Origin of the sequence: Streptomyces sp. NPDC001933 (assembly GCF_042890955.1) — a bacterium.
Taxonomy (GTDB): domain Bacteria; phylum Actinomycetota; class Actinomycetes; order Streptomycetales; family Streptomycetaceae; genus Streptomyces.
In genome coordinates this window covers 476,125-489,562 of the sequence record NZ_JBIASS010000003.1, presented here as the reverse complement: position 1 = coordinate 489,562, position 13,438 = coordinate 476,125, and the positions used below count along the sequence as shown (strand labels likewise).

Genomic DNA, 13,438 nt, shown 5'->3' with positions numbered 1-13,438 from the left:
TCCGTCGATCTACCCTGACCTGACAACGGATGGTCATCGGCAGATGGCCGTCGATCGTCGTCGGAGGGAGCAGGTCATGGGCAACCCCGAGGGAGCACACGTACCCGAGGAGCAGCGGGTCGGGCCGGTACTGCGCCGCAGGGAACAGGTGCAGCCCGGTACCACCGACCAGCGGCTGCTGGACACCGAGGGCGACTCCGAGTGGGTGCACACCGATCCCTGGCGGGTGATGCGCATCCAGTCGGAGTTCGTCGAGGGATTCGGCGCGCTGGCCGAACTGCCGAGCGCGATCAGCGTCTTCGGTTCGGCCCGCACCCCGGCCGGCGGGCCCGACTACGAGGCGGGCGTACGGATCGGCAAGGCCCTGGTGGAGGCCGGCTTCGCGGTGATCACCGGAGGCGGGCCGGGCGCGATGGAGGCGGCGAACAAGGGGGCGCGGGAGGCGAAGGGCGTCTCGGTCGGACTCGGCATCGAGCTGCCCTTCGAGTCCGGCCTCAACCCGCACGTCGACATCGGCGTGAACTTCCGCTACTTCTTCGTCCGCAAGACGATGTTCGTGAAGTACGCGCAGGGCTTCGTCGTACTGCCCGGCGGGCTCGGCACCCTGGACGAACTCTTCGAGGCGCTCACCCTCGTCCAGACGGGCAAGGTCACCCGCTTCCCGATCGTGCTGTTCGGCACCGCGTACTGGAGCGGTCTCGTGGACTGGCTGCGGAACACGGTGGTGGCGCAGGGCAAGGCGTCCGAGCACGACCTGCTGCTGTTCCACGTCACCGACGACGTGGACGAGGCGGTCGACCTCGTGACGAAGGAGGTCGGCCGGTAGGGGGGCGTCCGGGTTGCGGGGCCCGTCGCAGGGCCCCGCACCGCTCCGCTCAGGCCAGTCCGCGCCGTGCCACGGCCGGCTCCCGGTGTCCCGCGATCGACGCCACCATGTCCAGCACCTGCCGGGTCTCCGCCACCTCGTGCACCCGGTACACCTGCGCCCCCAGCCACGCGGAGACGGCCGTGGTCGCCAGCGTCCCGATGACCCGCTCCTTCACCGGACGGTCGAGCGTCTCGCCGACGAAATCCTTGTTGGACAGCGAGACGAGCACCGGCCAGCCGGTCTGCGTCATCTCACCGAGCCGCCGCGTCGCCTCCAGGGAATGCCGGGTGTTCTTCCCGAAGTCATGACCGGGGTCGATCATGATCCCGTCGGGCCGCACCCCGAGCTCCACCGCCCGCTCGGCCAGCCCCACCGTCACCCGCAGGATGTCCGCCATCACGTCCTCGTACGCGATCCGGTGCGGCCGGGTCCGGGGCTCGGCGCCTCCCGCGTGCGTGCACACCAGACCGGCGCCGTACCGCGCGGCGACCTCCGCGAGCTTCGGGTCGACGCCGCCCCACGCGTCGTTCAGCACATCGGCGCCGGCCTCGCAGACCGCTTTGCCCACGTCGTGGCGCCAGGTGTCGACACTGATCACCACGTCCGGATGGCGGCGGCGCACCTCCGCGACGAACCCCACCGTGCGGCGCGCCTCCTCCTCGGCGGTGACCTCCTCGCCCGGTCCCGCCTTCACGCCCCCGATGTCGACGATCGCCGCACCCTCCGCGATCGCCTGCTCGACCCGGGCGAGCGCCGGTTCGTCCCGGAAGGTCGCACCCTGGTCGTAGAAGGAGTCCGGGGTACGGTTCACGATCGCCATGATCACCGGCTCGTGCGCACCGAATTCGCGCCGTCCCAGCCTGAGCGCACCGCTTCGCATACCGCGTTTCTCCTTTGCCGGATCGCCATGTGAGTCACCTGCGACCCTAAGGGCTGTCCCGGCCCTGTCCGGGCGGCCACCGGTTGTCGGTGGCGCATGGCACGATCGGACCCGGACAGGTTTCCGCTCTTGGGGAGATGCGCGTGTTCTGGTTCTTGCTGGCGACGATGGTCGTGGTCGTGGCCGTGGTCACCCTGGCGGTGGTCGGTGGGGGGAAGAGTGCCGTCCTGCAGGACGTGGCTCCCGAGCAGCTGACCGACCCGCTGCCCGAGACGAGACCGGTCGGCCGCGCGGACGTCGACGCGCTGCGCCTGCCGGTGGCCGTGCGCGGCTACCGCATGGCGGACGTCGATGTCGCGCTCAGCCGGCTCGGTGCCGAGCTCGCCGAGCGGGACGCGCGGATCGCGGAGCTGGAGTCGGCGCTGGCCGGTGCCCAGGCGACCGCGGTCGGCGGCCCCGATCTGATCAAGCCGCCGAAGGAACAGCCGCCACAGGCGTGGGAGCTGCCCGAGGACCGCCCGAGAGCGCCGTGGGAGGCGCCAGGACCGGACCCGCGGCGGACCGGGCACCCCGGAGAGGAGCCCCGGGAATGAGCGGAGCCGAGGCGGCCCCGGACGGCGGCCTGCGCTGCCCGTGGGGGCTCTCCACCGAGGACTACCTCGCGTACCACGACACCGAATGGGGCCGCCCCGTCCACGGCGACGACGCCCTCTTCGAACGGCTCTGCCTGGAGGCCTTCCAGTCGGGCCTGTCCTGGCTGACGATCCTGCGCCGCCGGGAGGGCTTCCGCTCCGCCTTCGCCGGGTTCAAGATCCCCGCCGTCGCGGAGTTCACCGACGCCGACAAGGAGCGCCTCCTCGCCGACGCCGGCATCATCCGCAACCGCGCGAAGATCGAGGCGACCCTCGCCAACGCCAAGGTGCTGGCGGGCTGGGCGGACGGCGAGCTGGACGAGGTGATCTGGTCCCACGCCCCCGACCCGGCCGACCGCCCGGTCCCGCGCACCACCGAGGACATCCCCGCGGTCACCCCGGAGTCCACCGCACTCGCCAAGGACCTCAAGAAGCGCGGCCTGCGCTTCGTCGGGCCCACCACGGCCTACGCGCTGATGCAGGCGTGCGGCCTGGTCGACGACCACCTGGCCGACTGCGTGGCACGCGGTACGGGGGCGTAGCCCGGGGGTTACCGGCCGAGGTACTTCGGCCGCTCCTTGTTCAGGAACGCCTGCACCGCGATCGTGTGGTCCTCGGACGCGCCCGCCCGGGTCTGGAGCTCGTCCTCCTTCTCCAGCGCCTCGCCCAGCGTGTGACCGGCGCCGTACGCCAGGGACTCCTTGAGCGCGGCGTACGCCACCGTGGGGCCGGACGCCAGGGTGCGGGCCACGGCGGCGGCCTCGGCGGCCAGGTCGGCGGCGGGCACCAGCTTGTTCACGATGCCCAGCTCATGGGCGTCCTGTGCGGAGATCGAGCGCGGGAAGAGCAGCAGATCGGCGGCGCGGCTCTGCCCGATCAGGCGCGGCAGCGTCCACGAGACGCCCGAGTCGGCGGTGAGGGCCACGCCGGCGAAGGAGGTGTTGAACGAGGCGGTGTCGGCGACCACCCGGTAGTCGCAGGCGAGCGCGAAGCCGAAACCGGCACCGGCGGCGACGCCGTTGACCCCGGCTACGACCGGCTTGGGCATCTCGGTGATGGCCCGCACGATCGGGTTGTAGTGCTCCTGCACGGTGCTCAGCGCGTTGCCGCTGCCCGACTCGCGGGTGCTTTCGAGCGTGGCCACGTGCTCCTTCAGATCCTGGCCGACGCAGAACGCCCGCCCGGTCGCGGTGAGCAGCACGGCGCGTACGGCGGTGTCGGCCGCCGCGGACCGCAGCGCGTCCCGGAGCGCCACCTTGGCCGCGGTGTTCATGGCGTTCATCGCGTCGGGACGGTTGATCGTGATCGTCGCGAGCCCGTCGCTCACTTCGTAGAGCACGCTGTCCGCCATGTGGTCGGCCATTTCGTTGTCCCCTTCGCACCTCGGGCAATGCCTGTCCAGGCAAGCATGGCCGACTCGGGCGGGAGCCGATATGTGACCTGCGTCTAACAATTGCGCTCCGATGCGGGGGTGCGGGTGGCGGAGTATCGCAGGCCGATCGCCGAATTGGGTGGTTTTGAGAGAGCGCGTTGCGCAAGCGATGCAGACCGATGTTGGTCATTGGGGTCTGTGATGCGGGATAATGGCCTGGAAGCAATGTGTTCGATGCCGGTGACACAGCGCCTGTCATGGGGCCGCCGGTTGCGATGAGCTGGTTTCAGGAAGGGGAACGAGCATGGCGGCCATGAAGCCGCGGACGGGCGACGGCCCGCTCGAGGTGACAAAGGAGGGGCGGGGCATCGTCATGCGCGTTCCGCTCGAAGGCGGCGGTCGGCTTGTCGTGGAGCTGACTCCGGACGAGGCCGATGCACTCGGCGATGCCCTCAAGAAGGTCGTCGGCTGAGCAGAGGCGCCCACACTTCAGCACTGCCCCGGCACGGAGTCCGTGCCGGGGCAGTGCTGCGTCCATGACCGTTCACGACTGTTCCCGGCCCTTCGAGGCCGTCCACGGCCCGGACGGCCGGGCGGGCCGTGGACGGCCTTGAGAGCCTCAGCCCCTGCGCACCGCGCACAGCAGCCCGTCGCCCACCGGCAGCAGCGTCGACAGCAGCTCCTGGCTCTCCCGCACCGCACGCAGCAGCTCCCGCAGCCGTAGCACCTCCGCGGGCTGGGCCGCGGAATCGACCGTACGGCCGTCCGCGAAGACGCCCTCGAAGCAGACCAGGCCGCCGGGGCGCAGCAGGCGCAACGATTCAGCGAGGCAGTCCAGGCTCTCCAGCCGGTCGCCGTCGCAGAACACGAGGTCGTATCCGCCGTCCGCGAGCCGGGGCAGTACGTCCAGGGCGCGGCCGGGAATGAAGCGGGCACGGTTGGCGGCGAACCCGGCGGCCCGGAACGCCTCGCGGGCGAACTGCTGGCGCTCGGGCTCCGGGTCGACCGTGGTCAGCACGCCGTCGGGCCGCATTCCGTGCAGCAGATAGAGACCGGACACGCCGGTCCCGGTACCGATTTCGGCCACCGCTTTCGCGTCCGTCGTGGCAGCGAGCAAGCGCAGCGCGGCGCCGGTACCTGGCGACACCGAGCGGAGCCCCGCCTCCTGGGCCCGGTCCCGGGCCCAGTGCAGTGCTTCGTCCTCGGCGACAAAGGCGTCGGCGAACGCCCAGCTCGTCTGCCGGTTGGCGGTAATGACCCTCTCCTGTCCCCGTAGTTGGCGCAACGGTGACTGTATCCGCTGCACCCGGGAACCCGCAGATGGGACCGGGCGTTATGGAGAGGCAGGGGAGAGCCTGTGGAATCGGCCCGCGGATCGGGTCCGGGAGCCACGGGCCGGCGGTTCCGGGGCGATCCCCGGCCCCAGCAGGAAAAAGGCTTATCCGGAGCTAACGGGCGAGGTGGCTATGGTAGGGGCTCCACTGGACACCACCAGAGCCGATAGGGGAGGTGCGGCTGCGCCTGTGGATCGGAGAGGAGCGCTGCGGCGCTTTCTCAGGTCGGCGGGTGAGCCGAAATCCGTGACCTACATTGCTGACCGTTCTTCCAACGACTCCGCACCGACCGCGACCTTCGCCTCAGACGCGGACTCCCAGGCGTGGACGCCACCCTCATGGGAAGAGATCGTCAGCACGCACAGCGGCCGGGTCTACCGCCTGGCCTACCGTCTGACGGGCAACCAGCACGATGCCGAGGACCTCACCCAGGAGGTCTTCGTCCGAGTGTTCCGGTCACTGTCGACCTACACGCCGGGCACTTTCGAGGGCTGGCTGCACCGCATCACGACCAACCTGTTCCTGGACATGGTCCGTCGTAAGCAGCGGATCCGCTTCGACTCCCTCGGCGACGACGCCGCCGAGCGGCTGCCGAGCCGTGAGCCGTCCCCGCAGCAGGTCTTCAACGACACCCACTTCGACGCGGACGTCCAGCAGGCGCTGGACACCCTCGCGCCCGAATTCCGTGCCGCCGTCGTGCTCTGCGACATCGAGGGTCTTTCGTACGAGGAGATCGCCGCGACGCTGGGCGTGAAGCTCGGCACCGTGCGCAGCCGCATCCACCGTGGCCGTTCGCACCTGCGCAAGGCCCTGAAGCACCGCTCGCCCGAGGCCCGTGCCGAGCAGCGCTCGCTGGCGGGCGCGATCCTGGCAGGGGAGGGCGGAACGGCGTGAGTGGCACAGGTCCGACCCCCGCGGAACAACACCTGGGGGACCGCCTCGCCGCGCTTGTCGACGGCGAGCTGAAACACGACGCCCGTGAGCGGGTGCTCGCCCACCTCGCGACCTGCGCCAAGTGCAAGGCCGAGGCCGCGGCGCAGCGTCGCCTGAAGAGTGTCTTCGCCCAGTCCGCCCCGCCGTCGCCGTCCGAGGGCTTCCTTGCCCGGCTGCAGGGCCTTCCCGGGGGGCCGGGGGGTGACGACGACGGCCCGGACAGACCATTCGGCGGCTCCGGGCGCTTCGGCGGCGGGCTCTTCCCCGTGATCCAGCCGTCCGGCAGCCGCCCGGACTCGCCGGGGAGCCGGCCGCTCGGCGGCTTCGGCTTCCTCCCGACCTCGCACGGCTCGACGGCCGTACTGCCGGGCGGGCCCTCCCGTTCCGGTTTCCGGATCCATGAGGTGGGCCGGGAGGGCGAGCGGTCGCCCTGGCGCGGCCGGAGATTCGCCTTCGCGGCGGCGAGCGCCGTCTCGCTGGCGGCCATCGCCCTCGGCGGTGCCCTGCCTACGGGTGCGGGCCCCAGCTCCGCGGCCCGGGCCACGGGCGGCGGAAACGCGGTGACCCCGCTCGACGCGCCTTCGCGCGGCGAGAGCGGCAGCCCGGCCGGCCGCCGCTCCACCGGCGGCCACGGCACGCTCGCCACCCGGGGATCGGGGGAGCGCTCGATCGCCGTCGCCCCGTCGACCGCGCCGAGCGTCGCACCGGCGGCGCCCTCCGCGACTCCCGTGGTGCTCTCCACCGCGAGCCTTGAGGGGAACCCCTACGCCACACCCGTCCTGGCCAATATGTCCGCGCCACCGCTGATACGACCGACCGGCACCACCCCGCTCTTCGCCCAGGTGTTCGGGCGGCTCGCCGCGCAGTCCCCGGTGCCCTCCGCGCCACCGTCCGGGACGCAGTCGTCACCACCGCCCTGGGAGCAGTCGTCGGCCTCGGCCCTCCCCACCCCCGACGATCTTGGTCTGCCGCTTTCCGTCCGGCGCTGACCGGGGTCTGCGCAAGCATTCGCAAACCTGGTTGAATTCCGGGAGCAGTTCCGGGAGGGACGCCCCCGCCGGGGCGTGCAGAGGCCAGTTGCGGCAGTTGCGGGGAGAGCATGGAAGACGGGAAGTCCACCGGGCCGAAGGCGAAGTGGTGGAGCCGGCCGACGCCGGGACGAACCTCCCGCACAGCACCGGAGGAGCCGTCCCCCGTAGCGGACGCGGCGCCCACGGCCGACCCGGCGGACGCGGCTCCGGCGACGGACGCGACGCGGGCGGCGCAATCGACGGAAGCGACGGACACGACGGCTGAGAACGGCACGGCGGAGCCCGGGACGCACACGGCCGACGTCCCGGCCCCGGTTCCCGACGTACCGGCCGCGAGGCCCGCGACGCCGCTGCACCAGCCCGACGAGTACAGCACCCCGCCCTACGGCGGACCCGGCCCCTGGGCGCCCGCACCACCCGTGCAGCGGCCGGTACCGACCCCGGCGCACGGCACCCCCGTACCCCCGCAGTACGCGGGGACGAACGGCGCGGGCATTCCCACGTCGCCCATCCCCGCACCGTCGGCCCCGGCCTCACCCGCCCCCGCCGGCTTCACGCCCCCGCCGCCCCACACACCTCAGCAGCCCCAGCTCCAGCCGCAGCCGCACGGGGCGTCGACGCAGTGGCTCCAGTACGACCCCTGGGGCGCCCCCAGGCAGCCGCTCACCCACCCGGGCCCGCCGCTCGGGGCCGACACCGGCCGCAAGAAGAACCGGCGCGGCTCGCTCCTGATCGGCGCGGTACTGCTCGCGCTGGTGGCGGGCGGCATCGGCGGCGGCATCGGGGCCTACATAGAGCGCAACGGCGGCCTCACCCAGGTCGAGCTCCCGCAGGCAGGACGCAGCAGCGGCGGCCGCGCCCCGGACAGCGTCGCGGGCATCGCCGCCAGCGCCCTGCCCAGCGTGGTCACCCTCCACGTCAGCGGCTCCGCCGAGTCCGGCACCGGCACCGGCTTCGTCCTCGACGGCTCCGGCCACATCCTCACCAACAACCACGTCGTCGCCCCGGCCGGCCAGGCCGGCGAGATCACCGTCACGTTCAGCGGCGGCGAGACCGCGCGCGCCGAGGTCGTCGGCAAGGACAGCGGCTACGACCTGGCCGTGGTCAAGGTCACCGGTGTCTCCGGCCTCAAGCCGCTGCCGCTGGGCAACTCCGACAACGTGCAGGTCGGCGACCCCGTGGTGGCGATCGGTGCCCCCTTCGACCTGTCCAACACCGTGACCTCCGGCATCATCAGCGCCAAGGACCGGCCGATCACCGCGGGCGGCGAGAAGGGCGACGGCAGCGATATCAGCTACGTCGACGCGCTGCAGACCGACGCGCCGATCAACCCCGGCAACTCCGGCGGTCCGCTGGTCGACACCGACGCCCATGTCATAGGCATCAACAGCGCCATCCGGGCCGCCGACAGCGGTGCGTCCGAGGAGGGCGGGCAGGCGGGCTCCATCGGCCTCGGCTTCGCCATCCCGATCAACCAGGGCAAGCGGGTCGCCGAGGAACTGATCAACACCGGCAGGGCCACCCACCCGGTGATCGGTGTCACCCTCGACATGAAGTACGCCGGGGACGGCGCCAGGGTCGGGGAGAAGGGCACGGCCGGAAAGTCCGCGGTGACGCCGGGCGGGCCCGGGGCCAAGGCCGGGATCAGGCCCGGAGACATCATCACCGAGGTCGGTGGCCGGCGCGTGCACAGCGGCGAGGAACTCATCGTGAAGATCCGCGCACACCGTCCGGGAGACCGTCTGGACCTCAAGCTGACCCGCGGTGGTAAAGACCTGTCCATCTCTTTGACGCTCGGCTCCGCAAGCGGCACGTGACGGGCCCGGCACGCTACCGCGCGGACAGTTCCGACGGGTACCGTGGGCCGGGTCCGGACCTCGACCGACATGGTCTCGGAGAACACGAAGGGCAACAGGGTGTTCAATGACATAGGCGCACTCGAGCTGGTGACGCTCGCGGTTCTGGGCGTGCTGATCTTCGGTCCGGACAAGCTGCCGAAGGTTATCCAGGACGCCTCGCGCTTCATCCGCAAGATCCGTGAGTTCTCGGAGAGCGCCAAGGAGGACATCCGTACGGAGCTCGGCCCGGAGTTCAAGGACTTCGAGTTCGAGGACCTCAACCCCAAGACGTTCGTCCGCAAGCAGCTCATGGACGGCAAGGACGACCTGGGGCTGAAGGAGATCCGCGAGAGCTTCGACCTCCGCAAGGATCTGGCCGAGGTCACCGACGCGGTGAACGGCCGGGAGAGCAAGGAAGCGGAGTCCGAGGACTCCCGGAGCAGCGTGTCGAGCGGCGCCGCGATCACCGCCGCCAATGGTTCCGCCGGTGCTCCGGACCTGCTCAAGAAGCGTGACCAGCCCGCGAAGGACGACCGGCCGCCGTTCGACGCCGACGCCACCTGACCCCCCGCCAATCCCGGCCCGTCCGGAGGGTATGGCTATTCTCCATCTGTCCGGTTGTGAGTACGCCCGTTGGGGGGCGGGCCGCTCCGGACCCAACGGATCGAGGAGGCGGCCGGGCAGATGGAGACGACAAGTCGGGTGGGCGCGGAAGACGTGCCGAGCACAGGCACGGCAGAGGGGATGCCGGCGGCCCGGCGTACTGTCGACGGCTATCTGGCGGCCACGTTCCCCTGGTACGGACTGGACGAGGCCTTCACCGGCCCGCGCCGGCTGATGCAGGTGGGCACCGCGGCGGACGGCACGGTGCAGCACGGTTCCATCGGTCATGGTGACGAGCCGTCGGTCCGGGCCGACGCCGGTGCCGAGAAGCAACGGTTCGCCGTCGTCGTGTCGATGGCCAGCAGCCCGGTGCGGCACAGCGGTGACGGCACGGGGGTGCTGGACGCGACCACGGTGTCCTCCGCGGCCTGGCTGGCCGGGTCCGGTCTGCTCGCCTGCACCTGGCCGCCGCAGATGGACCACGCGCTGCGCGACGACTGGCTGGACCAGCAGACGGAGACGGCGTTCGAACTCGCCGACGACCTGGACGGCCCCGCGTGGTCGGTGCTGTCACTGCCGGTGGACGGGGTCCCCGTCCCGTTCCACTACCGCGAGTCCGAGTTCGGCTGGGTGCTGGCGGGATCGGCGCCCGGCGGGGCGCACATCGGCGCGTACGGGCGTGGGTTGAGCGCGTACGGGCTGGGCTTCTCGGTGATCGGCGACATCACGGCGTACGCGTAGCACGGGGACGTACGCGGAACACGGAGCGGTGACCGGCCCAGGGGCCGGTCACCGCTCGCCGTTTCAGAACTTGTTGCGCGGGGTGATGCCCAGCGACATGCCCGACAGGCCGCGCTGACGGCCGCCCAGCTTGTCCGCGATGGTGCGCAGCGCCTTGCCGGCCGGGGAGTCGGGGTCGGACAGGACGACCGGCTTGCCCTCGTCGCCGCCCTCGCGCAGCCGTACGTCGATCGGGATGGAGCCGAGCACCGGCACCTCCGCGCCGACCGTCTTCGTCAGGCCCTCGGCGACCTTCGCGCCACCGCCGGTACCGAACACGTCGACCATCTCGTCGCAGTGCGGGCACGGCATGCCCGACATGTTCTCGACGACACCGACGATCTTCTGGTGGGTCTGCACGGCGATCGAACCGGCCCGCTCGGCGACCTCGGCCGCCGCCTGCTGCGGGGTCGTGACGACCAGGATCTCGGCGTTCGGCACGAGTTGCGCCACCGAGATCGCGATGTCGCCGGTGCCCGGCGGCAGGTCGAGCAGCAGGACGTCGAGGTCGCCCCAGTACACGTCGGCGAGGAACTGCTGGAGCGCGCGGTGCAGCATCGGCCCGCGCCACACCACCGGGGCGTTGCCCGGGGTGAACATCCCGATGGAGATGACCTTCACGCCGTGCGAGGACGGCGGCATGATCATGTTCTCGACCTGGGTCGGCTTGCCGTCCGCGCCGAGCATCCGCGGCACGCTGTGCCCGTAGATGTCCGCGTCCACGACGCCGACCTTGAGGCCGTCGGCCGCCATCGCCGCCGCCAGGTTCACCGTCACCGACGACTTGCCGACGCCGCCCTTGCCGGACGCGACCGCGTAGACCCGGGTCAGCGAGCCGGGCTTGGCGAACGGCACCTCGCGCTCCGCCGTGCCGCCGCGCAGCGAGGACGCGAGCTCCTTGCGCTGCTCGTCGCTCATCACGTCGAGCGTGACGTCGACCCGCGAGACACCCTCGACGCGGGCGACCGCGTCCGTCACGTTCTTGGTGATCGTCTCGCGCATGGGGCAGCCTGAGACCGTGAGATAGACCGTGACAGCGACCACACCGTCAGCATCGATCTCGACCGATTTCACCATGCCGAGCTCGGTGATCGGGCGGTGGATCTCCGGGTCGTTCACTGTCGCCAGTGCTTCAAGCACCGCGTCTTCCGTAGCCATATGGACGATGTTACGGCGCCTGCCGCTACGCGTGAGTAGCCCCCGTCAGCGGTCTTCGTCACTCTCGGCCGGGAACAGGGCCTGCCGGTCGTCCAGGTCCTTCACGAGGTCCTCCAGTTCGGAGCGGATCCAGTCGCGGGTGGCGACCTCGCCGAGCCCCATCCGCAGCGACGCGATCTCCCGGGTGAGGTACTCGGTGTCCGCGATGGAGCGCTCGTTCTGCTTGCGGTCCTGCTCGTGGGTGACCCGGTCGCGGTCGTCCTGCCGGTTCTGCGCGAGCAGGATCAGCGGCGCCGCGTAGGAGGCCTGGAGCGACAGCATCAGGGTCAGGAAGATGAACGGGTACTGGTCGAACCGCAACGGCTGGGGCGCGAAGACGTTCCACACCACCCAGACGATGATGACCAGAGTCATCCAGACGATGAACCGCCCGGTGCCCAGGAAGCGGGCGATCCGCTCGGAGAACCGGCCGAACGCCTCGGGGTCGTAGTCGGGCAGCATCCGGCGGCGCGGGTCCTTCGGCTGGTCCAGCCGGGAACGGGGCGGGCGCACGATGCCCGAGGCCCCCACCGGCGCGGCCCTCGAACGGTCCTCAGCGGCCATCGGCCACCCCCTCCGCGCCGTGGAAATCCGTCTCCCGCCAGTCCTCGGGCAGCAGGTGGTCGAGCACGTCGTCGACCGTCACCGCGCCGAGCAGCGACCCGCTCTCGTCCACGACGGGCACCGAGACCAGGTTGTACGCGGCCAGATAGCTCGTCACGGCCGGCAGCGGGGTGTCCGGCGTGAGGGGGACGAGATCGCTGTCGACGATCGAGCTGACCAGGGCGTACGGCGGATCCCGCAGCAGCCGTTGGAAATGCACGGTGCCCAGGTACTTGCCGGTCGGCGTCTCGTCGGGCGACCGGCACACGTACACCTGGGCGGCGAGCGCCGGGGACAGGTCCGCCTGCCGGACCCGGGCGAGCGCGTCGGCGACCGTCGCGTCCGGCCGCAGGATGATCGGCTCGGTGGTCATCAGCCCGCCCGCGGTCCGCTCCTCGTACGACATCAGGCGCCGCACATCGGCCGCGTCGTCCGGCCGCATCAGCGTCAGCAGCCGCTCCTTGTCCTCCTCGGGCAGCTCGGACAGCAGGTCGGCCGCGTCGTCCGGGTCCATCGCCTCCAGGACGTCGGCGGCGCGTTCCTCCTGGAGCTTGCCGATGATCTCCACCTGGTCGTCCTCGGGCAGCTCCTCCAGGACGTCGGCAAGCCGGTCGTCGTCGAGCGCGGCGGCGACCTCGGCCCGCCGCTTCGGCGACAGATGGTGCAGCGCGTTGGCCACGTCCGTCGGGCGCAGCCGCTCGAACGTGGCGACCAGGGTCTCGGCGCCCTGCCCGACCTCCTCCAGCGAGAACCCGCTGACCGCCGACCACTCGACCGTCAGGGTCTCGCCCTTGCGGCGCAGCGCCCCGCCCTTGCCCTTGCGCACGAAGTACTTGTCGATCTCCCAGTCGCGGCGGGCCGGGAGCTGCTGGATGGAGACGTCGAGGACGGTGACCTCCTCGCCGGTCTCCACCAGGCGGACCCGCCGGTCCAGGAACTCACCGAGCACCAGGCGTTCGGTGGGCCGCTGTTCGAAGCGCCGCATGTTGACCACGCCGGTGGTGATGACCTGGCCGGACTCGATCCCGGTGACCCGGGTCATCGGGAGGAAGATCCGGCGGCGGCTGAGCACTTCGACGACGAGCCCGAGCAGCCGGGGCGGCCTGCCGCCGACCCGGAGCATCGCGACCAGATCGCGGACGCGGCCCACCTGGTCGCCGTTGGGGTCGAAGACCGGGACACCGGCGAGGTGGGAGACGAACACCCGGGGGGCGCCTGCCGCCATGGTGCGCCTCCTTCTTCCGTGTACGACTTCGCCGACCGGTCCGTTTGGCAGTCAATCAACCGTTATGACGGGATCAGGCTAGCCCGTACCGCTCCGGGTTGCCCCGGTGGAGCCGCCCGTACGGCTCCCTGCCGGAAGGCGT

The 13,438-nt window shown here is 71.4% G+C and carries 15 protein-coding genes; 9 read left to right on the top strand and 6 right to left on the bottom strand.

What is annotated here, in order from left to right:
• Window positions 1-76 precede the first annotated feature (76 nt).
• Window positions 77-826, top strand: coding sequence for a TIGR00730 family Rossman fold protein (locus ACFYY7_RS10005; RefSeq protein ID WP_388659281.1), 750 nt, complete (start codon window positions 77-79; stop codon window positions 824-826).
• Between the two features lie 49 nt (window positions 827-875).
• On the opposite strand, the gene folP is transcribed toward ACFYY7_RS10005, so the two are convergent.
• Complete coding sequence (gene folP / locus ACFYY7_RS10000; RefSeq protein WP_388659278.1) at window positions 876-1,748, bottom strand: dihydropteroate synthase; 873 nt, start codon at window positions 1,746-1,748, stop codon at window positions 876-878.
• A gap of 143 nt (window positions 1,749-1,891) precedes the next feature.
• On the opposite strand from folP, the gene ACFYY7_RS09995 reads away from it, so the two are divergent.
• Both ACFYY7_RS09995 and ACFYY7_RS09990 read left to right on the top strand, forming a co-directional pair.
• On the top strand, window positions 1,892-2,341 hold the full coding sequence (locus ACFYY7_RS09995) for a hypothetical protein (RefSeq protein WP_388659275.1): 450 nt from the start codon (window positions 1,892-1,894) through the stop codon (window positions 2,339-2,341).
• A complete protein-coding gene (locus ACFYY7_RS09990) occupies window positions 2,338-2,922 on the top strand; it encodes a DNA-3-methyladenine glycosylase I (protein WP_388659274.1) in 585 nt (194 codons plus the stop codon). Before ACFYY7_RS09995 ends, ACFYY7_RS09990 begins: the two co-directional genes overlap by 4 nt.
• Window positions 2,923-2,930: 8 nt before the next feature.
• Here ACFYY7_RS09990 and ACFYY7_RS09985 read toward each other — a convergent pair whose 3' ends face one another.
• The gene (locus tag ACFYY7_RS09985; RefSeq protein ID WP_388659271.1) at window positions 2,931-3,743 is read right to left on the bottom strand and encodes an enoyl-CoA hydratase/isomerase family protein; all 813 of its coding nucleotides are present in this window, start codon (window positions 3,741-3,743) and stop codon (window positions 2,931-2,933) included.
• Between the two features lie 313 nt (window positions 3,744-4,056).
• On the opposite strand from ACFYY7_RS09985, the gene ACFYY7_RS09980 reads away from it, so the two are divergent.
• Window positions 4,057-4,224 carry a DUF3117 domain-containing protein gene (locus ACFYY7_RS09980; protein ID WP_003966491.1) on the top strand — a complete coding sequence of 56 codons (168 nt, stop codon included), beginning with the start codon at window positions 4,057-4,059 and terminating at the stop codon, window positions 4,222-4,224.
• Window positions 4,225-4,371: 147 nt separating this feature from the next.
• Here the strand turns inward: ACFYY7_RS09980 and ACFYY7_RS09975 are convergent, their stop codons facing one another.
• Entirely contained in the window at window positions 4,372-5,037 is a 666-nt protein-coding gene (locus tag ACFYY7_RS09975) for an O-methyltransferase (RefSeq protein ID WP_388659268.1), read from the bottom strand.
• Between the two features lie 181 nt (window positions 5,038-5,218).
• Here ACFYY7_RS09975 and sigE point away from each other — a divergent pair, with 181 nt between their 5' ends.
• From sigE to ACFYY7_RS09950, 5 genes are all read left to right on the top strand, one after another.
• Window positions 5,219-5,980 (top strand): RNA polymerase sigma factor SigE, encoded by a 762-nt coding sequence (sigE, locus tag ACFYY7_RS09970; RefSeq protein ID WP_351261037.1) that lies wholly within the window; start codon window positions 5,219-5,221, stop codon window positions 5,978-5,980.
• Window positions 5,977-7,008 (top strand): zf-HC2 domain-containing protein, encoded by a 1,032-nt coding sequence (locus ACFYY7_RS09965; protein ID WP_388659265.1) that lies wholly within the window; start codon window positions 5,977-5,979, stop codon window positions 7,006-7,008. Before sigE ends, ACFYY7_RS09965 begins: the two co-directional genes overlap by 4 nt.
• A gap of 110 nt (window positions 7,009-7,118) precedes the next feature.
• Entirely contained in the window at window positions 7,119-8,867 is a 1,749-nt protein-coding gene (locus tag ACFYY7_RS09960) for a S1C family serine protease (protein ID WP_388659263.1), read from the top strand.
• Between the two features lie 99 nt (window positions 8,868-8,966).
• Entirely contained in the window at window positions 8,967-9,452 is a 486-nt protein-coding gene (locus ACFYY7_RS09955) for a sec-independent translocase (protein ID WP_388659260.1), read from the top strand.
• A gap of 120 nt (window positions 9,453-9,572) precedes the next feature.
• A complete protein-coding gene (locus ACFYY7_RS09950) occupies window positions 9,573-10,232 on the top strand; it encodes a hypothetical protein (protein WP_388659257.1) in 660 nt (219 codons plus the stop codon).
• Between the two features lie 63 nt (window positions 10,233-10,295).
• Here ACFYY7_RS09950 and ACFYY7_RS09945 read toward each other — a convergent pair whose 3' ends face one another.
• Genes ACFYY7_RS09945 through ACFYY7_RS09935 form a run of 3 tightly spaced genes read right to left on the bottom strand, consistent with a single transcriptional unit; the run spans window position 10,296 to window position 13,296 of the window.
• Window positions 10,296-11,429 carry an Mrp/NBP35 family ATP-binding protein gene (locus ACFYY7_RS09945; RefSeq protein WP_388659254.1) on the bottom strand — a complete coding sequence of 378 codons (1,134 nt, stop codon included), beginning with the start codon at window positions 11,427-11,429 and terminating at the stop codon, window positions 10,296-10,298.
• A gap of 45 nt (window positions 11,430-11,474) precedes the next feature.
• Window positions 11,475-12,032 carry a DUF1003 domain-containing protein gene (locus tag ACFYY7_RS09940; protein ID WP_388659251.1) on the bottom strand — a complete coding sequence of 186 codons (558 nt, stop codon included), beginning with the start codon at window positions 12,030-12,032 and terminating at the stop codon, window positions 11,475-11,477.
• Complete coding sequence (locus tag ACFYY7_RS09935) at window positions 12,022-13,296, bottom strand: magnesium transporter MgtE N-terminal domain-containing protein (RefSeq protein ID WP_351261049.1); 1,275 nt, start codon at window positions 13,294-13,296, stop codon at window positions 12,022-12,024. The genes ACFYY7_RS09940 and ACFYY7_RS09935 overlap by 11 nt, the downstream gene beginning before the upstream one ends.
• Between the last annotated feature and the right edge of the window lie 142 nt (window positions 13,297-13,438).